This is a genomic window from Pseudomonas sp. SORGH_AS_0211 (assembly GCF_031453455.1).
GTDB classification, from domain to species: Bacteria; Pseudomonadota; Gammaproteobacteria; order Pseudomonadales; family Pseudomonadaceae; genus Chryseomonas; species Chryseomonas aestiva.
On record NZ_JAVIZV010000001.1, the window covers coordinates 3,633,666 to 3,654,974 of the forward strand.

Sequence of the window (21,309 nt, forward strand, 5' to 3'; positions counted from 1 at the left end):
GGAGCGGCCCATGGCCGCGATCTTCGCCGTAGCGTGGAAAACCGCGTAGCGTTTTCCACTGACACACGTCGGCGCCAGCGGTGGATAAGACTGCGCCATTACCCGTATGCCCCATGGGTTGGCGCTGAGCCTGGCGAAGCCCAACACCGCCAGACCTCAGCCCAGGAACAACCGGTACGCCGGATTCTCCGTCTCGTCCCAATAGCGATAGCCGATGGCATCCAAGGTCGCCAGCAGCTCCGGCCGTTCGGCCTGGCTGGCTTCCAGCCCAGCGAACACCCGGCCGTCCGCCGCGCCGTGGTTGCGGTAATGGAACATGCTGATGTTCCAGCGTCCGCCCAGCTTTTCGAGGAAGTCGAACAGCGCGCCCGGTCGCTCGGGGAATTCGAAGCGGAACACCTGCTCCTGGCCGACCCGCGCGGCATGGCCACCCACGGTGTGGCGGATATGCAGCTTGGCCAGTTCGTTGTCGGTCAGGTCCAGCACCGGGAAACCCTGGTCGCGCAGCCCCTGTAGCAGCGCCTCGCGCGGATCGCGCTGCGGATGGGTCTGGACGCCGACGAAGATGTGCGCCTCTTCGCCGGTGTGGTAGCGGTAGTTGAATTCGGTGATCTGCCGCCGGCCCAGGGCCTCGCAGAAGGCCCGGAAGCTCCCTGGCCGCTCGGGGATGGTCACGGCGATGATGGCTTCGCGCTGCTCACCCAGTTCGGCGCGTTCGGCCACGTGGCGCAGGCGGTCGAAGTTGATGTTGGCGCCGGAATCGATGGCCACCAGCACCTGGCCGCCGGAGCCTTCACGCTCGGCGTACTTCTTGATCCCGGCCACGCCCAGGGCCCCCGAGGGCTCGGTGATGGAGCGGGTGTCGTCGTAGATGTCCTTGATCGCCGCGCAGATCTCGTCGCTGCTGACCGTGATCACCTCGTCGACATAACGCTGGCAGATCTCGAAGGTGTGATGGCCGATCTGGGCCACGGCCACGCCATCGGCGAACAGTCCCACGCGCGGCAAGACCACCCGCTCACCCGCCGCCATGGCCTGCTGCAGGCAGTTGGAGTCGTCCGGCTCGACGCCGATGACCTTGATCTCGGGCCGCAGGTATTTCACATAGGCGGCGATGCCGGCGATCAGACCGCCGCCACCAACCGGGACGAAGATGGCGTCCAAACGCCCGGGATGCTGGCGCAGGATCTCCATGGCCACGGTGCCCTGGCCGGCGATGACATCGGGATCGTCATAGGGCGGCACGAAGGTGTAGCCCTGCTCCTCGACCAGGCGCAGCGCCTCGGCCAGGGCCTCGGGAAAGGCGTCGCCGTGCAGCACCACCTCGCCGCCACGCGACTGCACGCCGATGACCTTGAGTTCGGGGGTGGTGCGCGGCATGACGATGATCGCCCGCACGCCCAGCTCGCGGGCCGCGAGGGACAGGCCCTGGGCATGGTTGCCGGCGCTGGCGGTGATCACCCCGCGGGCCTTCTCGCTGGCCGAGAGGCTGGCCAGCTTGGTGTAGGCGCCGCGGATCTTGAAGGAAAACACCGGCTGCAGGTCTTCGCGCTTGAGCAGCACCTGGCAGCCCAATCGCTCGGACAGCGCCCGCGCCGGTTGCAGGGGCGTCTCGATCGCCACGTCGTAGACGGGGGCGAGCAGGGTCTTCTTCACGTACTGTTCGAGCATCGGCAGGGCGATCCGGTGGGTGCGGCGGGGGCGAAAAGTCTACTACGGGCACTCCCGGGTGGGTTAGCCAGGCCGTCCGAGCGGCTATAATCAGCGACCCTCCACCCGTTTTCTCTGCGGATACCCCCATGAATCAGGACCAGCTCAAGCAGGCCGTCGCCCAGGCCGCGGTCGACCTCATCCTTCCCCAGCTCTCCCGCGACAGCGTGATCGGCGTGGGCACCGGCTCGACCGCCAACTTCTTCATCGACCTGCTGGCCAAGCACAAGCTGGAATTCGACGGCGCCGTGGCCAGCTCCCAGGCCACCGCCGACCGGCTGAAAAGCCATGGCATCACCGTCTACGACCTCAACGGTGTCAACAACCTGGAATTCTACGTGGACGGCGCCGACGAAGCCGACGGCCACCTCAACCTGATCAAGGGCGGCGGCGCGGCCCTGACCCGCGAGAAGATCGTCGCCGCCGTGGCGCGCACCTTCATCTGCATCGCCGACGCCAGCAAGCGCGTCGAGGTCCTCGGTGAATTCCCGCTGCCGGTGGAAGTCATCCCCATGGCCCGCAGCCATGTGGCCCGCGAACTGGTCAAGCTGGGCGGCGACCCGGAATACCGCGACGGCGTGGTGACCGACAACGGCAACGTCATCCTCGACGTGCACAACCTGCACATCGTCGATCCGCTGGGCCTGGAAGCCAGGATCAACAACATCGTCGGCGTGGTCGCCAATGGCCTCTTCGCCGCCCGCCCGGCGGACGTGCTGCTGCTGGGCACCGCCCAGGGCGTGGAGCGGCTGGAGCGCAGCTGAATCCGTAGTGTGGAAAACCGCGCCAGCGTTTTCCACCGGGAGGTTTGTGCGAGGCCAGTGGATAAGGCTGCGCCGTTATCCACGCTACGCGGCGTTGGACTTCGACGATGGAGCCGTCTCAACCCAACCTACCAGGCTGTCGTAGGTTGGGTTGAGCGCAGCGAAGCCCAACGAGCTCCGCACCCGGCCCACAAAAAAGCCCCGGTCAGGCGAACCCGACCGGGGCTTTTTCATGTCGCCTGGCGGCTTAGAACAGCACGCGGCAACGGATGGTGCCCTTGATGTTCTGCAGCTTTTCCTGGGCCAGGTCGGAGTAGTCGGCGTCGACGTCGATCACCACGTAGCCGACCTTCTCGTCGGTCTGCAGGTACTGACCGGAGATGTTGATGCCGCTCTCGGAGAAGACGCGGTTGATCTCCGACAGCACGCCCGGCACGTTCTGGTGGATGTGCAGCAGGCGGTGCTTGCCCGGGTGCGACGGCAGGGCCACTTCGGGGAAGTTGACCGAGGACACCGAGGTGCCGTTGTCGCTGTACTTGACCAGTTTCTCGGCCACTTCCAGGCCGATGTTGGCCTGGGCCTCGGCGGTGGAGCCACCGATGTGCGGGGTCAGGATGACGTTGTCCAGGCCGCGCAGCGGGGAGACGAACTCGTCGTCGTTGGAGCGCGGCTCCACCGGGAAGACGTCGATCGCGGCGCCGATCAGGTGCTCGTCCTTGATGGCGGCGGCCAGGGCGTCGAGGTCGACCACGGTGCCGCGGGCGGCGTTGATCAGGATGCCGCCCTTCTTGATGGCGCGGATCTCGCGCTCGCCCATCATCAGCTGGGTGGCGGGGGTTTCCGGCACGTGCAGGGTGACGATGTCGCTCATGCCGAGCAGTTCGGTCAGGGAGCCGACCTGCTGGGCGTTGCCCAGGGGCAGCTTGGTGATGACGTCATAGAAGAACACCTGCATGCCCAGGCCCTCGGCCAGTACCGACAGCTGGGTGCCGATGGAGCCGTAGCCGATGATGCCCAGCTTCTTGCCACGGATCTCGAAGGAGTTGGCCGCGCTCTTGATCCAGCCGCCACGGTGGCAGGAGGCGTTCTTGGCCGGGATGCCGCGCAGCAGCAGGATGGCCTCGGCCAGCACCAGCTCGGCGACCGAACGGGTGTTGGAATAGGGGGCGTTGAACACGGCGATGCCGCGCTCGCGGGCGGCCTGCAGGTCGACCTGGTTGGTGCCGATGCAGAAGCAGCCGACGGCGACCAGCTTCTTGGCGCAGTCGAACACCTCTTCGGTGAGCTGGGTGCGCGAGCGGATGCCGATGAAGTGGGCGTCGGCGATCTTTTCCTTGAGCTGGGCATCCGGCAGGGAGCTTACGACGTACTCGATGTTGCTGTAACCCGCGGACTTCAGGATATCCACGGCGGACTGGTGGACGCCTTCCAGGAGAAGGAAGCGGATCTTGCTCTTGTCGAGGGAAGTCTTGCTCATCTGCGTTGAATCCAGAGTGTCCAGGGAGTAAGGATGCCGGCGCGGCGCAGGCCAGTTCAGCCAGCGGCAAAGGGGGCGCTATCTTAGCATGAGCCGCCGCATGCAGGTCCGGTTGCGACCTGAAGCTTTCTCAGGGCGACCATGAGCGCCTTGCGACCAGGACCGCGCCGCGGCCCGCGCTTTTGGTTAAGATCGTGGGGGTCAAGATCGCCAGCAGACGCCACTCATCAGGAGCACCAGATGGCCTACCAGCACCAGTACCTCGATGGCACCAAGATCCACTTCCCCCTGGGCAAGGTCGTCTGCATCGGCCGCAACTACGCCGAGCACGCCAAGGAGCTGAACAACCCGGTTCCCACCGAACCCCTGCTGTTCATCAAGCCGGCCAGTTGCGTGGTGCCGGTGGCCGAGGGTTTCGCCATCCCCACCGACCAGGGTTCGGTGCACTATGAGGCCGAGATCGCCGTGCTGATCGGCAAGCCGCTGTCGAAGAAGCCGACGACCGAAGAGGTGCGCGACGCCATCTCCGGCTTCGCCCCTTCCCTGGACCTGACCCTCAGAGAGGTGCAGGGCCGGCTCAAGGAAAAGGGCTATCCCTGGGAGATCGCCAAGAGTTTCGACGGCGCCTGCGTGCTCGCGCCCTTCGTACCGGGCGATGCCTTCGAGGACCTGGCCGACATCCCGGTGCGCCTGACCATCAATGGCGAAGTGCGCCAGGACGGCAACAGCCGCGACATGCTCAATCCCATCCTGCCGCTGATCCAGGCCATCGCCGGGCATTTCTCCCTGCAACCGGGCGACGTCATCCTCACCGGCACGCCGGTGGGTGTCGGACCTCTCAACGTGGGCGATGATCTGGTGCTGGAGCTGCCGGAGGTTAGCCGCTTCGAAACGCGCGTGCTATAACCCCGCCACCCACCGTCGCCCGGCCGGTGCCGGGCGACGGTGTGCCGGGACGGCCACGACGCTCTAGGCTTTGCCTGGAAAGTGCCTACGCTCGGCCAGGCGGCGTTGAAACCCTTTCGGAATGCTCCTTTGCCACGCGTAAACGCGAGCGCGAGTCCGATCCGCTTCCTCAAGGGTTGTTGCCTTGCCTGACCTTCGCTCGGCGACTTTGCCGACAAGCCATAACAAGAAGCCGTACGAGCCCGCATGTCCAGACTCCCTCGCCTCATCCTGTTGCGCCTCCTCCCCGCCTTCGTCCTGCTGGTGCTGATCGTCCTCACCTTCGTCTGGCACTGGAACGACCGGGCCCTGCTCTGGTGGCAGGAATACCGCACGCCGCCGGAAGTCCGCGCCCAGGCGGTCTGGCTGCCGGACTACCAGGCGGTGATCCAGGGCAAGCAGCTGCCGGGCCTGGCCGAGGCCGAGACCTCCGACCTCACCTACGATCCCCGTACCCGCACCCTCTTCGCCGTTACCGGCAGCACCCCCTACCTGGTGCAACTGAGCCTGACCGGCGACATCCTAAGACGCATCCCGATCCGCAACGTCTCCAACCTGGAAGGCGTGACCGCCCTAGAAGACGGGCGCCTGGCCATCGTCGACGAGCGCCAGCGGCGGCTGTCGCTGTTCCAGCTGGCCGACGACACCCGGGAGCTGGACGCCAACACCTTCGAACACCACGACCTGGGCTTTCCCGACGCCGGCAACAAGGGCTTCGAAGGCATCGCCTGGGATCCGCGGCAGCAACGCCTGATCCTCAGCAAGGAACGCGATCCGGCCGCGCTCTTCACCCTGGCCAGCGACGGCCGCGGCGTTACCGGTACCCTCCAGCCCTTTCCCCTCAAGCAGCTGGTGATCGACTACTCTGCGGTGGCAGTCGATCCGCGCACCGGGCACCTGCTGGCACTGTCCGACCAGTCCCATACCCTGGTGGAGCTGACCGCCGAGGGACAACCGGTCAGCTTCATCAGCCTGAGACGGGGCCTGCATGGCCTGGACGCGACCATGGAGCAACCGGAAGGCGTGGCCCTCGACGAAGCCGGCAATCTCTACATGATTGGTGAACCCAATCTCTTCCACGTGTTTCACAAGGTGTCCAAAGCGGCGCAATGAGCGCCTATTCAGCTTGAATTCAGGGTGGCGCCCTTAGGCTGCGCGGCATTACCGCCTCAGGACCCTGTCGATGTTTCCGCTGTTTTCCCCTCGCACCCTGGGCGCGCTGCTAGGCGGCGCCCTGCTGCTGGCCCTGACCCTGGTGGCCCAGCAGCATCGGCTGTTCGAGCGGCTCTGGTTCAACGTCCAGAGCCAGCTCCAGGCCGAGAGTCGCCAGGCGCGTTCGCTGTGGCTGCCGAGCTACCGGGTCACCGTCGAAGCCCGCCCCATCGGCGAGGGCATCACCGATGTCTCGGCACTGAGCTTCGATCCGGATCGCCGCACCCTGGTCAGCGTCACCAACAAGCCGGCGCGCTTTCTCGAACTGGACCTGGACGGCCGGCTGCTGCGCCAGGTGGAGCTCAGGGGCTTCAGCGACCCGGAAGCCATCGAGTACATCAAGCCGGGGGTGTACATGATCAGCGAAGAGCGCCGCCAGCGCCTGGTGCGGGTACGGATCGGCGCCGACACCCGGGTGGTGGACGTCGACGACCGCCAGGTCAGTCACCCCTTCAGCCTCAGCGATGTGCAAAGCGACAACCGCGGCAATGAAGGCCTGGCCTATGACGCGGCCCGCGAGCGCTTCTTCGTCGCCAAGGAAAGCGATCCGGTACGCATCTACGAGATCGACGGCCTCGGCAGCGAAGCCTTCGAAGGCCTGCAGGCGCTGTCGCTGCGCACGGACCCACAACGCGATCGCCGCCTGTTCGTGCGTGATCTCTCCAGCCTGCAATTCGACCCCGGCACCGGCCACCTGCTGGCGCTTTCGGATCAGTCGCGCCTGGTGCTGGAACTGGACGACGACGGCAAGCCGATCAGCTCACTGTCGCTGCTGCGCGGCCAGCACGGCCTGAGCCGCAGCGTGCCCCAGGCGGAAGGCGTGGCCATGGACGACCAGGGCCGGCTGTACGTGGTCAGCGAGCCCAATCTGTTCTATCGGTTCGAGAAGCCGTGAGGGTGGGTTGGCCGTATTCGATGCGTCCGTGGACAAGCCCAACGGGCTGGAAGCCACGCTACCCTCTCGCCCTACTCCCCCTGCTCGAACAATTCCTCCAGATAGCGCCGCGCATTGGCCACGTAGACCTGGGCGTTGGCCGCCAGCTGCGCCTGCTGGGCCTCGCTCAGGGTGCGCACCACCTTGGCCGGCGAACCGAGCACCAGGGATCCGTCGGGAATCACCGCGTTCTCGGTGACCAGGGCGTTGGCGCCCACCAGGCAGTTGCGCCCGATGCGCGCACCGTTGAGCACCACGGCGTGGATACCGATCAGGCTGCCGTCGCCGATCTCGCAGCCATGCAGCATGGCCTGGTGGCCGACGGTGACGCCACGCCCCAGGGTTAGCGGCGAGCCGGGATCGGTGTGCAGCACGGCACCGTCCTGCACATTGCTGTCCGGGCCGATATGGATCAGCTCGTTGTCGCCGCGCAGCACCGCGCCGAACCAGACGCTGGCGCCCTCATCCAGACGCACCTTGCCGATCACCGCGGCGGTAGGCGCGACCCAGCTGTGCGGATGGGCGTCGACACGGTGTTCTCCCAGGCGGTACTTCATGGCGGTCATCCTCGTGTGGTCAGGGTTGGCGGACAGTCCGATTGTTCGCCGAGGTGAGCGACGGGCGCAATCGGCAACGACCGGCGTCTTCGCGTTGTTGCAAGTCATTCTCGATAGCGAAAGAATGCCCTCAGGGAACCTAAGACCGCAGGACTGCGACGAATGACCACGGCCCGAGCGCTGGGAAAGCAGCCTGGCCTTTGCAAAGCTGGCTGCCGCTGACCGCGCAGCCCTCTGGAACAGCACCGTCAGCCATCCCGGCCCAGGCCGGTTTCCCGAGACCACCGGAATCTGCGAGCGCCCGATGCGTACCACCTGGAAATTCCTGCTGCCCCTCGCCGTCACCGGACTGCTGGCGCTGCTGCCCGCACCGGAGGGCCTGCCCGCTCATGCCTGGCTGTACTTCGCCCTCTTCGCCGGCGTGGTGGTGGGGCTGATCCTCGAACCCCTGCCCGGCGCGGTCATCGGCCTGATCGGCGTGGCCCTGGCGGCCCTGCTGGCGCCCTGGGTGCTGTTCAGCCCGGCGCAACTGGCGACACCGGGCTTTCGCGCGCCCCAGGAGGCGCTGAAATGGGGTCTGGCGGGCTTTTCCAACAACACCGTCTGGCTGATCTTCAGTGCCTTCATGTTCGCCCTGGGCTACGAGAAGACCGGGCTCGGGCGGCGGATCGCCCTCCTGCTGGTCAAGGCGATGGGCCGCCGGACCCTGACCCTGGGCTACGCGGTGATGCTGGCCGATCTGGCCCTCGCGCCCTTCACCCCGTCCAATACCGCCCGCAGCGGCGGCACTGTCTACCCGGTGATCCGCAACCTGCCGCTGCTCTACGATTCCAAGCCCAACGACCCCAGCGCCCGGCGCATCGGCTCCTACCTGATGTGGGTGGCGATCTCCTCCACCTGCGTCACCAGCACCCTGTTCCTCACTGCCCTCGCCCCCAATCTGCTGGCCGCCGCGCTGATCGAGAAGACCGCCCAGGTCCATATCAGCTGGGGCCAGTGGTTCATCGCCGCCGCGCCCATGGGCATCCTGCTGCTGGCCCTGCTGCCGCTGCTGGCCTACTGGCTGTATCCGCCGGAGATCAAGCGCAACGATCAGGTGCCGCTGTGGGCGGCCAAGGAACTGGCCGCACTCGGTCCGCTGACGCGCGATGAAAAGCTGCTGCTGGCCCTGGTGATCGGTGCCCTGGCGCTGTGGATCTTTGGTGCCGCCTGGGCCGATCCGGCACTGGTGGGCATCCTGGTCATCGTGCTGATGCTGCTGCTGAAGGTCATCACCTGGAACGACGCCCTGGGCAACAAGGCCGCCTGGAACACCTTCGCCTGGTTCGCCACCCTGGTGGCCCTGGCCGACGGCCTGACCCGGGTCGGCTTCGTCGCCTGGTTCGGCCAGTGGGTCGCCGGCCACCTGGGCGGCTTCCACGCCGGCACCGCCATGGTGGTGCTGGTGGCGGTCTTCTATCTCGCCCACTACCTGTTCGCCAGCTCCACCGCCCACACCACGGCGCTGCTGCCGGTGATGCTGGCCGCCGGCATGGGCATCCCCGGCATCGACCTGCCGGTGTTCGCCCTGCTGCTGGGCACCTCGCTGGGGCTGATGGGCATCATCACGCCCTACGGCACCGGGCCGAGCCCGGTGTACTACGGCAGCGGCTACCTGCCCAGTGCGGATTACTGGCGACTGGGGACCATTTTCGGCGCGCTGTTCCTGCTGGTGCTGCTGGGGATCGGGGTGCCGTGGATCATGATGGTGGTGTGAGGCGGAGGTCGGGGGCCTGGTGGCCCGGGCGGAGCACCGTAGGTTGAGTTGAGCGCAGCGAAGCCCAACGGGGCGGTTAGGGCTATAGGTGCCCTAGCTGTTTATGGTGGTCTGCTTGTGGCTCTTGTTTCGCCCACCCGGGCGACTTGCTTTTTTCAGTCGCGGCTGCGCGCCCCGGACAAAAGTAAGCAAAAACGCTTGCCCCAGACATTCGGCCCTACGCTGCGCTCCGGGTCCGCTCACGCCAGCGCCGTTCCAGGGTCGGTCCAGATGGGCCGTCCATGGCCCACTGGACCTCTCGCCGCATCCCTGCGGCTCGACCCACTCCACGACGCTGGCATTCGCCCTGCTGAACGGGGCGATTCACGCGCCTGATGCCTTGGGTGCAAACCGGTAGGGTGGACAACGGCGCAGCCTTGTCCACGCGATAGGCGTTACCTCCTCAGTGGAAAACGCTGCGCGGTTTTCCACGCTACGACCCCTGAACGCCGAATCCTCAGGCTTGCGCCCCGTCCCCGTCCCCGTCCCCGTCAGTGAGGCCGAGTGTAGGGGTCGCGCAAGGGGATGCGAGGCAGGACGCCGAGCGAGGCGCGAGGGGCAGGAGGCCCCTTCGTGCCGTGCCCCTGGAGCGGCACCGGAGCGAGGGGACCCGAAGCGAAGCGGAGAGCCGAAGCGTGGGGACGGCGTTTTTGGTTACTTTTGCCGCGACTGGCAAAAGTGACTCGCCCGAGGGAGCGAAACAAAAACCATCAAAGCACTCAGTAATCCGCCTGGGGATTGATCAAAGCCCAAAGCGTTGGGCTTCGCTGTCGCTCAACCCAACCTACGCCCCACTCCCCCAAAATTTCCCCTTCCACCCGACCTTTTGCTTAGGGACCTAAGCATCCCTTCGGCGTAGAATCCACATTCTTAGTGTGCTTTCGATAACACCCGCAGAGGTCGTCATGTCCCACCGTATTCGCCATCCCGGTTTCGCCGCCAAGCGCCAGAGCGCCGAGCAGGCCGCGCAGTTCATCCGTCACGGCATGACCGTGGGCATGAGCGGCTTCACCGGGGCCGGTTACCCCAAGGCCGTGCCCGGCGCCCTGGCCCAGCGCATCACCGCCAGCCACGGCGCCGGCGAACCCTTTCGCATCAAGGTGCTGACCGGCGCGTCCACCGCACCGGAGCTGGACGGCGCCCTGGCGCGAGTCGATGGCATCGAGTTGCGGGTGCCCTTCCAGTCCGATCCGGAATTGCGCAGCCGCATCAACGCCGGTGGCCTGGAGTACATGGACATCCACCTGGGCCAGCTGGCGGAAAAGGTGCGCTATGGCTTCTTCGGCAAGATCGACGTGGCGGTGGTGGAGATCGCCGCCATTCGCGAAGACGGTCTGCTGGTGCCCTCCTCCTCGGTGGGCAACAACAAGACCTGGCTGGACATGGCCGATGCGGTGATCCTCGAGGTCAATCGCTGGCAGCCCGACGCCCTGGACGGCATGCACGACATCTACACCGACGGCGCCCTGCCGCCCCACCGCACGCCCATTCCCCTGGCGCACCCCGGCGACCGCATCGGCTCGCCCTATCTGGAGGTGCCGCTGGACAAGGTAGTGGCCGTGGTGGAGACCGATGCCCCCGACCGCAACAGCCCCTTCAAGGCGCCGGACGCCGCTTCCCAGGCCATCGCCGCGCACCTGCTGGACTTTCTGCGCTTCGAGGTACGCCAGGGGCGCATCCCGGCCAATCTGCTGCCGCTCCAGTCGGGGGTCGGCAACATCGCCAACGCCTTCATGCAGGGCCTGGCCGAGAGCGAATTCGCGGGGCTGACCGCCTTCACCGAGGTGATCCAGGACGGCATGCTGGAACTGCTCATCAGCGGCAAGATGGAACTGGCCTCGGCCACGTCCTTTTCCCTGAGTCCGGCGGGCATCGAGCGCTTCGTCGAGCACGCCGAGTCGCTGCGCCAGCGCATCATCCTGCGCCAGCAGGGCGTGAGCAATCATCCGGAACTGGTGCGGCGGCTGGGCTGCATCGCCCTGAACGGCATGCTCGAAGCCGACCTCTATGGCAACGTCAACTCCACCCACCAGATGGGCACCGGGATGATGAACGGCATCGGCGGCTCCGGCGACTTCGCCCGCAACGCCTATCTGTCGGTGTTCATGGCGCCGAGCACGGCCAAGAACGGGCTGATCTCGACCCTGGTGCCCATGGTCAGTCACGTCGACCACACCGAGCACGATGTCTCGGTGATCGTCACCGACCAGGGGCTGGCCGACCTGCGCATGCTCAGTCCCAAGCAGCGCGCCCGGGCCATCCTCGAGCACTGCGTGCACCCGAGCTTCCGCCCGGCGCTGGCGGACTACTTCGAACGCGCCCTGGCCGGCAGCCACGGCAAGCACACCCCGCACCTGCTGCCCGAGGCGCTCGCCTGGCACGAACGCTACCTGGTCACCGGCAGCATGCTCGGTCCCGCCGCCCAGGAAGCCCGCGACTGAAAGGCAAGGCGCCCGAGGCCTCTCGGGCGCCCTTTCGCTCCGCCATCCCCGCCGTCCGTCGCCCATATGCAACTTATTGTGACTTTTTGCCAGCGCGCTGTGTAAAAAGCTGCCTTGTCGGATTCCCAGCCGACATTCCGGGTGATAAAAGACGTGAAATCTCTGAGCAATGTCCTTGATCTGCAAGGGGCATTGCCGTTCGCGGTTGTTCTAATCCCGCCCCCCTTTTGAGAGCTGCCACCGTGAAGATCTGTCATCAACTTGCCGGCCTGTTGCTGGCTGGCTTGGTCGGGCTGAGTCCGGCCGTCCTGGCCCAGACCCCACCTAAGGTCAAGGCCGCGGCGGCCGCCACCGCCCAGCGCCTGGCCTCGAACCACGCCCTGGTCGTCGACCTCAAGACCAACCAGGTACTCTTTTCCCAGAATCCCGACCAGGTCGCCCCCATCGCTTCGGTGACCAAGCTGATGACCGCCATGGTGGTGCTCGATGCCCGGCTGCCGCTGGAGCAGACCATCGACATCGACATCAGCGAAAATCCGGCCATGCGCGGCATCTTCTCGCGGGTGCGCCTGGGCAGCCAGCTGACCCGGCGCGACATGCTGCAACTGGCGCTGATGTCCTCGGAAAACCGCGCCGCCACCAGCCTCGCCCATCACTATCCGGGTGGCCAGCGGGCCTTCGTCGCCGCCATGAATGCCAAGGCCCGCGCCCTGGGCATGAGAAACACCCGCTACGCCGAACCCACCGGCCTGTCGCCGCTGAACGTCTCCACCGCTCGCGACCTGGTCACCCTGCTCAAGGCCACCGAGCACTATCCGCTGCTCGGTCAACTCAGCACCACCCCGGAAAAGACCCAGGCCTTCCACAATCCCAACTATGTGCTGGGCTTTCGCAACACCAACCATCTGGTCTACAACGCCGACTGGAGCGTGCAGCTGACCAAGACCGGCTACACCGACAAGGCCGGTCACTGCCTGGTGATGCGTACCGTGATGGCCGGTCGTCCGGTGGCCTTCGTGGTAATGGACGCCTTCGGCAAGTTCACCCACATGGCCGACGCCACCCGCGTGCGCCGCTGGCTGGAAAGCGGCGCGCTGAGCCCCCTGCCGGGCGCGCCCAAGGCGGGTCGCAGCACGGTGCTGGCGCGCCAGTAAGCTCTGCCTGGCAGGCTCCGAAGCCGCGTCTCGACGCGGCTTTTTCCTGTCCGGCGCCGTCCCGCGGGGCGGGCCTGGTCGCCTGTTGCATCCGGGAAAACGACAGCCTGGATCTCGTCGACGGTCGAGGCGGGCACCCCGGCCGTCACCTGCGGTCTAGGGCTGTATCCCCTACCTGGAACGCCCCATGAGCAGAGACGCGATCGCCCACGAATACTACGAAACCATCACCGGCCGCTGCTGGCTGGATGACGTGCGCGAATGGCGCCGCCTGCAGGCCGAAGCCCAGGCCGCCGCCGATCGCTACCTGGCCTGCCCGGAAGACCTGGGCACGCCCGAGCGCGAACGCCTGGAGCAGCGCTGGCGCGCCATCAATGAGGAGGCCGGTGCCTTCTGGCAGCGCATGTGGGCGAATCTGGATCGTCAGTGAGGGACCGCGGCTTCAGGCAGCGCTAGCGAGAAGCGCCAGCAGGCCTTCGGGTACCAGCCGACAGCTGTCGTCGAAGGAATCGAGCGACCGCCAGGTGGCCATGAAGGTCTCACCATCGCTTTCCTGACCAGGCAGCTCGGTCTGCGCATAGAGATGCCGATCAACGAATTCGGCGGCGTAGACCAGCACCACCTCGTGGCCCGGCCGCCCGGCGTAGCTGAACAGCGATTCCAGGGTGCCCAGCAGCCTCACCTCGGCCAGTTCGACGCCCAGTTCTTCACGGATCTCACGCCGAACGGCCGCCAGGCTGGTTTCGCCGAACTCCACGCCACCGCCCAGGGGCCGACAGAAACGCCGGCCATCATGCGGATCTTGCGTCTCGCGCACCAGGATGCGCTTGCCCTGACGCAGGATGCAAAGTACCAGGACGCGAATCTGACCGCTCATTACACCAGCCCTTCCGCCCTCAACTCGCTCTTGAGATAGGCGTAGTACACCGGCGCCGCCACCAGCCCGGGCAGGCCGAAGGCCGCCTCGAACACCAGCATGGCCACCAGCAATTCCCAGGAACGAGCGCTGATCTGGCCGCCGACGATGCGGGCGTTGAGGAAGTATTCCAGCTTGTGGATGGCGATCAGGTAGCCCAGCGCCGCCACCGCGACCCAGATCGACAGCGACAGGCCGGCGATGAAGATCAGGGTGTTGGACATCAGGTTGCCGATCACCGGCAGCAGGCCAAGGATGAAGGTGAGGATCACCAGGGTCTTGGCCAGCGGCAGATGGACATCGAACAGCGGCAACACGCCGAGCAGGAAGATGCCGGTCAGGGTGGTGTTGAGCAGCGAGATCTTGATCTGGGCGAAGACGATGTTGCGAAAGGCCTGGGCCACCAGGCCGAGACGCACCAGCAGCGCGCCGGACAGCGGGCGCAGGCGCTCGGGATCGGGCGTAGGCTGCAGGGCGACGATGGCGCCGAGGATCATGCCGATCAGCACAATGACAAAGGTCCGCGCCGCGTCGCGACCGAACAGCTGCAGCTGCGCCACATGGGCGCGTACCCATTCCACCAGCTCCTGCTTCATGCTGTCGGCGTTGGCCGGCAGGTAGGCATCCAGCGAAGGCGGCAACTGGGCGCGGGCGCGCTCGGTGAGCACCATGAACTTGTCCAGCAGCCGTCCGGGGTTTTGCACCTCCTGGATGATGAAGCTGGTGAACCAGACGAAGAACAGCGTCAGCAGGCTCACCACCAGGGCGCCAAGCAGGGCCACGGCGAGCCAGCGCGCGCCGCCGCCGGGCATTTGCCGCTGCAGGCGCCCGGCCAGGGTGTTGACCAGTTCGTACACCAGCAGGCCGGCCAGCAGGCTGGGCAGGAGCTTGAGCGGGAGAACCAGATAGAGCGCGGTGAAGACGATGATCCAGCTGGCCAAGATGGCCTGGCGTTGCGTGAAGGCGTACATAGATTACCGGCGGCAGAATCCCTGCCCGCAGTCTGACAGTCTGCCGCCTCGCCGCCCAGCCTGGTGTGGTGTTTCAAAAGTTATCTACGCAATTTTGCCGGCGCCTTTTGTCCCTGGACGGCGTTGCCCCTCCTCGCCACAGCCCTGCTATGACTCGTCCCGGCGCCTGGCCCATGAACAAAAATCAATTGCCAATTCTTGCGCGAACGTCTGAAACACCACACTGGACAGCGAAGAAAGCCCGGGCCTCTGTTACCCGGCGTTACCCGAACGGGCCCTTTCGCGGGATAGCCTCAGCCAGCCAGTTCCGCGGCACAGACCCGGGCGCGGCCCTGGTGCTTGGCCGCATAGAGCTGGGCATCGGCGGCGGTGATCAGGGCGGCCGGATCGACGGCGGTCGGGGGCAGCGCGGTGGCCACACCCAGACTCAGGGTGACGTAGCCGGTCACCGAGGAGTAGCCGTGGGTCAGGCGCTGGTCGTGCACCTGCTGCAGCAGCCGCTCGGCGACCTGGGTGGCGCCTTCCAGGTCGGTCCCCGGCAGCAGGCAGCCGAATTCCTCGCCGCCGTAGCGCGCCAGCAGGTCATAGGGACGGAACAGGCCCTGGCCCAGCGCCTGGGCCACCTGGCGCAGGCACTGGTCGCCGGCCAGGTGGCCATAGTGGTCGTTGTAGGCCTTGAAGTGATCGATATCCATGAGGATCAGCGAAAACGGCGTGCCTTCGCGCTGACTCTGGCGCCAGCCGCGCAGCAGTGCCTCGTCGAATTGGCGGCGATTGGCCACGCCGGTGAGGCCATCAACCAGGGCGATGCTGCGCAGGGCGTCGCGCTGCGCCTTGAGGGTCAGCTGGGTGCGCACCCGGGCGCGGACGATGACCGGATTGATCGGCTTGCTGATGAAGTCCACCGCGCCCAGCTCCAGGCCGGTCACCTCTTCGTCGGGGCCTTCCTGGCCGGTGACGAAGATCACCGGGATGGCGGCCGTGGCGGGCTCGGCCTGCAATCGCCGCAGGACCTCGTGGCCGTCGAGCTGGGGCATCATCACGTCGAGCAGGATCAAATCCGGCTGCTGGGCCAGCGCCAGCTGCAAGGCCTGGGCGCCGCTGGTGGCCATCAGCGTCTCGCAATCCTGGCGAAAGAGTTCGTGGAGGATGCGGATGTTCAGCGGTTGGTCGTCGACGATCAGCAGCTTGGGCTTGCTGCGTCCGGCGGCCTGCGCGGTCGGCGGAGTCATAGGGCTTCCTTCAGATCAGGCAGGGTAATGAGCGCCGCGGTGAAGTCGAGGGTCTCGACCTGGGCGCGCAAGAGGTCGTAGCGCACCTGGGCTTCGGCGCGGCAGTGCACGGGCAGCTCGGCGATCAGTTCCAGGGCGTCGAGATTGCCCTGGCTGAGCAGTTGTTCGAGTTCGTCCAGGCGGGCGCGCCAGTCGACCTGGGGGTCGGTGTGGGTGGCGCTTGCGGTTGCGGCAATGGCGGGCGGTGGCAGGAGCTCGGCCAGGGCGCTGCGCAATTCGACCAGGGCTTCGTCGAGCAGCTGTCGCAGGGTCGTCAGTTCCATCGCCACCTCCGGAGGGACACCCGCGCCGGCCTTGCCGGCGCGTTCGCCCTCGGCGGCGCGCGCGGCCAGGCGCTGCGCACCCATGGTGCCGGCGCTGCCCTTGAGGGAGTGTAGTACGGCCACCGCTGCCTCGCTGTCGGCGGCGTGCCAGGCTCGGGCGAGTCCTTCCAGCAGGCTGACGGAGTCCTCGGCAAAGCGTTCCAGCAACGAGCCGAACAGCCGGGCATCGCCGCCGAAGCGGCGCAGGACGAGGCTCAAGGGTTCCACCTGGCGATCCTCGCCGACCGGCGCGGCAACGGACGCGGCGCTGACCTCCTGGCCGGTCAGGCGCTGCAGGCGGGCGACCAGCAATTCCAGGTCGATGGGCTTGCCGATATGGTCGTCCATGCCGGCGGCCAGGCAGGCGTCGCGGTCGGTATGGGAGGCATTGGCGGTCATCGCCAGGATCGGCAGGGTACGGAAGCGCCCGTCGGCGCGGATGCGGCGGGTGGCTTCCAGGCCATCGATGTCGGGCATCTGCATGTCCATGATGACCACGTCCAGCGGTGCGCCGGAGAGCACCCGCTCGACGCCTTCCAGTCCACCCTCGGCCAGTTCCACCTGGGCGCCCTGTGCCAGCAGCAGTTCGGCGGCCACCTGGCGGTTGAGGGCATTGTCTTCCACCACCAGCAGGCGCAGGCCGGCCAGCCGGTGGCTCTCGTCGACCACCGCGGCGGCGTGCACCCCGGCCGGGATCTCGGCGCCCAGGGCCCGCTCCACCACCTCGACGATCTGCGCCGGGGTCACCGGCTTGGTCAGGTAGTCGTCGAAGGGCGCATCGGCGCTCTGCTGGGTTTCGGACAGGAAGTCGCGGCCGAAGCCGGTGAGCATGATGACCTTGGGTCGGTTGTCGGCCTGCCGCTCGCGCAGCTGCCGGGCCGCCAGCAGGCCATCGCCGTCGGGCATGCGCCAGTCCATGAGCACCGCCTCATAGGGCTGCGCCTGCTGCTGGGCCTGGACGACCCGCGCGAGGGCGGCGGCGCCGCTGGTGACCAGGTCCACCTGCCAGCCGAGGGCGGCCAGGGTTTCCACCAGCACCTCGCCGACCAGGGTGTTGTCGTCGGCCAGCAGCACCCGCCGGCATACCGGCGCCAGCTGGGTCTCGCCCTGGCTGTCCACCGCCAGGGCGGCATCGAACCAGAAGCGGCTGCCCACCCCCAGCTCGCTTTCCACCTGCAACTGACCATCCATCAGCTCCACCAGGCGCTTGCAGATGGCCAGGCCCAGCCCGGTTCCGCCAAAGCGCCGGCTGATCGAGGCCTCGGCCTGGGTGAAACCCTGGAACAGCTGCTCCTGGTGCGCCGGGCTGATGCCGATGCCGGTGTCCTGCACCGAGAATTCCAGGCGCAGTTGGCCGCCGTCGCGCGACAGCTGGCGCACGCTGACCAGCACCTGCCCCGCCTCGGTGAACTTGAGGGCGTTACCGGCCAGGTTGATGAGGATCTGCTGCAGGCGCAGGCTGTCGCCGATCAGGGCGGTGGGCAGCCCGGCATCCAGGTGGTAGTTGATCTCGACGTTCTTCTCGCCGCTGTTGCCGGAGAGCACCACGCCCAGGTTGCGCAGCACCTGCTCCAGGCTGAAGGGATGGACATCCAGCTGCAGCTTGCCGGCTTCGATCTTGGAATAGTCCAGCACATCGTTGAGCAGCCCCAGCAGCGAACGCGCCGCCTGCTGGGCCTTGGTCAGGTAGTCGCCCTGGCGCGCATCGAGCGTGGTGCGCTGCAGCAGTTGCAGCATGCCCAGCACGGCGTTCATCGGGGTGCGGATCTCGTGGCTCATGTTGGCCAGGAAGGACGACTTGGCCTGGCTGGCCAGGTCGGCGCGGGTACGCTCCTCGCGCAACCGGTGTTCCAGCTCCAGCTGTTCGGTGATGTCGCGGTTGATGCCCACCACCCGCAGCACCCGGCCGCGCGGATCGCGCTCGGTGCGGGCGCCAGCGATGATGTGCCGCAGCGAGCCATCCCGACGGCGGATGCGGAACACCGGATCGAACACCGCGCGTCCGGCTATGGCGGCGCCCAGGCGCTCTTCGGCGCTGCCCAGGTCGTCGGGGTGCACGCGGTCGCGCCAGTCGTTGTAGGTGATGCCGCGAGTGCGCTGCTCCTCGTTCCATTCGTAGAGATCGAACATCCGCTCGTTGCACTGCACCTGGCCGGTATCGGGCTGCCAGCACCAGATGCCGAGCTGGGCGACGTCGGCGGCCATGGTCAGTTGATCGCGGGTCTGCACGAGCGCCTGGCGCTGGCGACTCTGTTCGGTGATGTCGGCGATGATGGCCACCGCCAGGCGCTCGCCATCGGTCCACATCACCCCCAGGCTCAGGGTGATCGGGAAGACACTGCCGTCCGCCCGGCGCCCCTCCATTTCCTGGCCCTGTTGAGCGGCATTGTCGTCAGGCAGCGCCTGCGAGCAGCTGAACAGCGCCTCGTAGCCGGCCAGATAGCCGGGAATCAGCCGGCGGATGGGTTGACCGATCACCTCGGCCGCGCGATAGCCGAAGATGCGTTCGCCGGCCGGGTTGAAGGAGCGCACCAGGCCATTGCTGTCCACGGTGACGATGGGGCTGACCGCGGTATCCAGGATCGCCCGGGTCAGGGCGAGGCTGGCGGCCAGCTCCTGCTCGGCGGCCTTGCGCTCGGTGACATCGGAGGCGATCCCCAGGTAGCCGCTGACCTGGCCCGAGGCATCGCGCATGGTGGTCACCACCAGGCTGACGTCACGGTGTTCGCCGTCGCGCCGGACAAAGGTCCACTCGCGGGCATCGGCACCGGCGCGCTCGGAGCGCTCCACCAGCACGCGGAAGCCGGCGACCGGCAGGCCGTACTCGGCTTCCAGGGCCGCGCCCTGGGTCTCCAGCTCTTCCGGCAGATGGAAATCGCTGGCCTGCCAGCGCCCCACCACCTCGGCGGCGCAATAGCCCAGCAGGCGCTCGGCGCCTTCGTTGAACAGGGTGATGCGGCCTTCGCGGTCGGTGGCGATGATGCCCACCTCGGAGGCCGCGCGCAGCACGTCGCCGAGCAGCCGGTTGGTCTGGCTGAGTTCGGCGGTGCGCTGGGCCACCTGCTCCTCCAGCCGGGCATTGAGCGCCAGGATCTCGGCCTGGGCGGCCTTTTGCAGCGAGATGTCGCGCACCGTCTTGGAGGCGCCGATGATCCGGCCGTCACGGCCGCGCATGGGCGAGACGCTGACCAGGACATCGATGAGACGGCCGTCGCGGTGCTGGCGACGGGTCTCGAAGTGCGGCACCGGCTCGCCGCGGCCGATGCGTTCGAGCACCGACCATTCCTCGTGTTCGAGCTCCGTGGGCACCACCAGGTCGAGCAGGCGCTGGCCCACGGCTTCGCTGGCGGAGTAGCCGAACAGCTCTTCCGCCGCGTGGTTCCAGCTCAGCACCACGCCCTGGAGGTCCTTGCTGATGATGCCGTCGGAGGAGCTTTCCACCACCGCGGTGAGATTGGCCTGGTCCTGCTGGTACTGGCGACGGCGTTGGCGGGTGGTGAGCAGGGCGAAGGTCAGGCCGGCGGCCAGCAGGCTGACCAGTTTGCCGACCAGGTGCACCAGGGGTATCGAGACCAGGTTGAGACCGGCGACAAAGGCCGGTGTAGCGGTGAACGCCATCTGCCAGCGCCGACCGTAGACCTCACGCGTGTTGACCACCTCGGACAGCCCCGCCGTCGTGACGTCGCCCGCCTCTTCGCTAGCACCGCGCGTGTAGAACAGCTGCGGGTGGGCGGGCTCGGTCACGTCGGTCAGACGGATCAGCAAGCCAGGAATGTCCAGCCGCAGGCTGTCGAAGAGCTCGCGAATGCTCAAGGGCACATACGACCAACCCAGGGTAGCCGCCTCGCGTTGGGCAGGATCCTTGGGCACCAGGCCCTCGCGGTAGATCGGCAGCATCAGCAGCAGGCCGTGCTCCGGTGGCTGGTAGGCCTGCAAGTCCACCGGACCGGAGAGGTGCATGCTGCCACGCTGCATGGCCAGCACGGCGGTCTCGCGACGCCTGGGTTCGGAGGCCGCGTCCATGCCTACCGCCCGTAGATTGAGGGCCAGCGGTTCCACGTACTGGACGACGAAACGATCCCCCGCGTGCGGAGTGAAACTGCGAATGGTGAAATCGGGCCAGCCATCGGCACGGGCTGCGCGCAGGAAGCCCTCTTCCTCGGCAGCCGGAACCCGGCGAATGAAACCTATGCCGCGGGCACCGCGAAATTCCTGATTGAGATCGTGGGTACGACCATAGTGCTCGAGCAACTCGCGGGACAGGCTTTTGCCGGCCACCACGATGACGTCCCGCATGCCGCTCAGGCTGTATTCGTAGACGCGCAGCCGCTCGGCAATCTGCTCGCGCACATCGGTCGCCGCGGCGTCGAGGGCATTGCGGACCTGTCGCTCGTTGCGCTCGGTCAGATGGCGCATGGTCAGGCTGGTCAGCAGGACGCCGAGCAGAAAGACGCCGAGACTCCAGCGTACGCGAGAGGATTTGCACAGCCTGGTGAACATGGAGCCCCTGGTGGCAAAGGGTGCCACGCCGTAGGTTAGACGGTGCCAGGAACGGGAAGCGCGGACGGAGCGGGGCCTCCACCAGACCTGGCGGTAACAGCTAGCCCATCGGCGGGAAAAAAGGCTTTCTTGATACCGCAGATCGCGCGCCTGGCCGAAGCGCCGCGACGGATACGCGCGAAGCGGCAGGCCAGAGCAAGTTCACGCGCTAATTAGTTTTACTGTTTCTGACGAGTGGTACAGGAAAGATCGGTGCCCGAGCACGCCTTCCTGACCTTCCGGACAGCAAAAAGGGAGCACCGACCTGACGTCGGCGCTCCCTTTCGAGGACCTGTGCGC

The 21,309-nt window shown here is 66.9% G+C and carries 15 protein-coding genes; 8 read left to right on the top strand and 7 right to left on the bottom strand.

What is annotated here, in order from left to right:
* Window positions 1-156: 156 nt before the first annotated feature.
* Window positions 157-1,683 carry a threonine ammonia-lyase, biosynthetic gene (gene ilvA, locus QE393_RS16855; RefSeq protein WP_310045645.1) on the bottom strand — a complete coding sequence of 509 codons (1,527 nt, stop codon included), beginning with the start codon at window positions 1,681-1,683 and terminating at the stop codon, window positions 157-159.
* A gap of 116 nt (window positions 1,684-1,799) precedes the next feature.
* Between ilvA and rpiA the strand changes: the two genes are divergently transcribed.
* The gene (gene rpiA / locus QE393_RS16860) at window positions 1,800-2,474 is read left to right on the top strand and encodes a ribose-5-phosphate isomerase RpiA (RefSeq protein WP_273807137.1); all 675 of its coding nucleotides are present in this window, start codon (window positions 1,800-1,802) and stop codon (window positions 2,472-2,474) included.
* A gap of 247 nt (window positions 2,475-2,721) precedes the next feature.
* On the opposite strand, the gene serA is transcribed toward rpiA, so the two are convergent.
* Complete coding sequence (serA, locus tag QE393_RS16865) at window positions 2,722-3,951, bottom strand: phosphoglycerate dehydrogenase (protein ID WP_273807138.1); 1,230 nt, start codon at window positions 3,949-3,951, stop codon at window positions 2,722-2,724.
* A gap of 240 nt (window positions 3,952-4,191) precedes the next feature.
* Here serA and QE393_RS16870 point away from each other — a divergent pair, with 240 nt between their 5' ends.
* The 3 genes from QE393_RS16870 to QE393_RS16880 all read left to right on the top strand — a co-directional run bounded on the left by QE393_RS16870 (window position 4,192) and on the right by QE393_RS16880 (window position 7,003).
* Complete coding sequence (locus tag QE393_RS16870; RefSeq protein WP_273807139.1) at window positions 4,192-4,857, top strand: fumarylacetoacetate hydrolase family protein; 666 nt, start codon at window positions 4,192-4,194, stop codon at window positions 4,855-4,857.
* A 246-nt stretch (window positions 4,858-5,103) separates the two neighbouring features.
* Window positions 5,104-6,009, top strand: coding sequence for an SdiA-regulated domain-containing protein (locus QE393_RS16875; RefSeq protein ID WP_273807140.1), 906 nt, complete (start codon window positions 5,104-5,106; stop codon window positions 6,007-6,009).
* Between the two features lie 70 nt (window positions 6,010-6,079).
* Window positions 6,080-7,003, top strand: coding sequence for an SdiA-regulated domain-containing protein (locus QE393_RS16880; protein ID WP_273807141.1), 924 nt, complete (start codon window positions 6,080-6,082; stop codon window positions 7,001-7,003).
* A 71-nt stretch (window positions 7,004-7,074) separates the two neighbouring features.
* Here the strand turns inward: QE393_RS16880 and QE393_RS16885 are convergent, their stop codons facing one another.
* Complete coding sequence (locus QE393_RS16885; protein WP_271653140.1) at window positions 7,075-7,599, bottom strand: gamma carbonic anhydrase family protein; 525 nt, start codon at window positions 7,597-7,599, stop codon at window positions 7,075-7,077.
* A 304-nt stretch (window positions 7,600-7,903) separates the two neighbouring features.
* On the opposite strand from QE393_RS16885, the gene QE393_RS16890 reads away from it, so the two are divergent.
* The 4 genes from QE393_RS16890 to QE393_RS16905 all read left to right on the top strand — a co-directional run bounded on the left by QE393_RS16890 (window position 7,904) and on the right by QE393_RS16905 (window position 13,419).
* Window positions 7,904-9,355: an anion permease gene (locus tag QE393_RS16890; RefSeq protein WP_273807142.1), complete on the top strand. Its 1,452-nt coding sequence runs from the start codon at window positions 7,904-7,906 to the stop codon at window positions 9,353-9,355.
* Window positions 9,356-10,299: 944 nt separating this feature from the next.
* The gene (locus QE393_RS16895) at window positions 10,300-11,835 is read left to right on the top strand and encodes an acetyl-CoA hydrolase/transferase family protein (protein WP_273807143.1); all 1,536 of its coding nucleotides are present in this window, start codon (window positions 10,300-10,302) and stop codon (window positions 11,833-11,835) included.
* A 242-nt stretch (window positions 11,836-12,077) separates the two neighbouring features.
* Complete coding sequence (gene pbpG, locus QE393_RS16900; RefSeq protein ID WP_405046260.1) at window positions 12,078-12,989, top strand: D-alanyl-D-alanine endopeptidase; 912 nt, start codon at window positions 12,078-12,080, stop codon at window positions 12,987-12,989.
* Between the two features lie 187 nt (window positions 12,990-13,176).
* Window positions 13,177-13,419, top strand: coding sequence for a hypothetical protein (locus tag QE393_RS16905; RefSeq protein ID WP_273807144.1), 243 nt, complete (start codon window positions 13,177-13,179; stop codon window positions 13,417-13,419).
* 12 nt (window positions 13,420-13,431) lie between these two features.
* On the opposite strand, the gene QE393_RS16910 is transcribed toward QE393_RS16905, so the two are convergent.
* From QE393_RS16910 to QE393_RS16925, 4 genes are all read right to left on the bottom strand, one after another.
* Window positions 13,432-13,866 carry an NUDIX hydrolase gene (locus QE393_RS16910; RefSeq protein WP_273807145.1) on the bottom strand — a complete coding sequence of 145 codons (435 nt, stop codon included), beginning with the start codon at window positions 13,864-13,866 and terminating at the stop codon, window positions 13,432-13,434.
* On the bottom strand, window positions 13,866-14,876 hold the full coding sequence (locus QE393_RS16915) for an AI-2E family transporter (RefSeq protein WP_133862255.1): 1,011 nt from the start codon (window positions 14,874-14,876) through the stop codon (window positions 13,866-13,868). Before QE393_RS16915 ends, QE393_RS16910 begins: the two co-directional genes overlap by 1 nt.
* Before the next feature lie 293 nt (window positions 14,877-15,169).
* Entirely contained in the window at window positions 15,170-16,108 is a 939-nt protein-coding gene (locus QE393_RS16920; RefSeq protein ID WP_273807146.1) for a diguanylate cyclase domain-containing protein, read from the bottom strand.
* The gene (locus tag QE393_RS16925; RefSeq protein WP_310044787.1) at window positions 16,105-20,970 is read right to left on the bottom strand and encodes a PAS domain S-box protein; all 4,866 of its coding nucleotides are present in this window, start codon (window positions 20,968-20,970) and stop codon (window positions 16,105-16,107) included. Before QE393_RS16925 ends, QE393_RS16920 begins: the two co-directional genes overlap by 4 nt.
* Between the last annotated feature and the right edge of the window lie 339 nt (window positions 20,971-21,309).

Excerpts from the sequence above, each read along its gene's own strand:
- QE393_RS16875 (WP_273807140.1), top strand. The coding sequence starts at position 5,104 with ATGTCCAGACTCCCTCGCCTCATCCTGTTGCGCCTCCTCCCCGCCTTC.
- QE393_RS16925 (WP_310044787.1), bottom strand. The coding sequence starts at position 20,970 with ATGTTCACCAGGCTGTGCAAATCCTCTCGCGTACGCTGGAGTCTCGGC.
- QE393_RS16910 (WP_273807145.1), bottom strand. The coding sequence starts at position 13,866 with ATGAGCGGTCAGATTCGCGTCCTGGTACTTTGCATCCTGCGTCAGGGC.
- QE393_RS16905 (WP_273807144.1), top strand. The coding sequence starts at position 13,177 with ATGAGCAGAGACGCGATCGCCCACGAATACTACGAAACCATCACCGGC.
- QE393_RS16870 (WP_273807139.1), top strand. The coding sequence starts at position 4,192 with ATGGCCTACCAGCACCAGTACCTCGATGGCACCAAGATCCACTTCCCC.
- rpiA (WP_273807137.1), top strand. The coding sequence starts at position 1,800 with ATGAATCAGGACCAGCTCAAGCAGGCCGTCGCCCAGGCCGCGGTCGAC.
- QE393_RS16885 (WP_271653140.1), bottom strand. The coding sequence starts at position 7,599 with ATGAAGTACCGCCTGGGAGAACACCGTGTCGACGCCCATCCGCACAGC.
- QE393_RS16890 (WP_273807142.1), top strand. The coding sequence starts at position 7,904 with ATGCGTACCACCTGGAAATTCCTGCTGCCCCTCGCCGTCACCGGACTG.
- QE393_RS16895 (WP_273807143.1), top strand. The coding sequence starts at position 10,300 with ATGTCCCACCGTATTCGCCATCCCGGTTTCGCCGCCAAGCGCCAGAGC.
- serA (WP_273807138.1), bottom strand. The coding sequence starts at position 3,951 with ATGAGCAAGACTTCCCTCGACAAGAGCAAGATCCGCTTCCTTCTCCTG.
- QE393_RS16880 (WP_273807141.1), top strand. The coding sequence starts at position 6,080 with ATGTTTCCGCTGTTTTCCCCTCGCACCCTGGGCGCGCTGCTAGGCGGC.
- QE393_RS16920 (WP_273807146.1), bottom strand. The coding sequence starts at position 16,108 with ATGACTCCGCCGACCGCGCAGGCCGCCGGACGCAGCAAGCCCAAGCTG.
- QE393_RS16915 (WP_133862255.1), bottom strand. The coding sequence starts at position 14,876 with ATGTACGCCTTCACGCAACGCCAGGCCATCTTGGCCAGCTGGATCATC.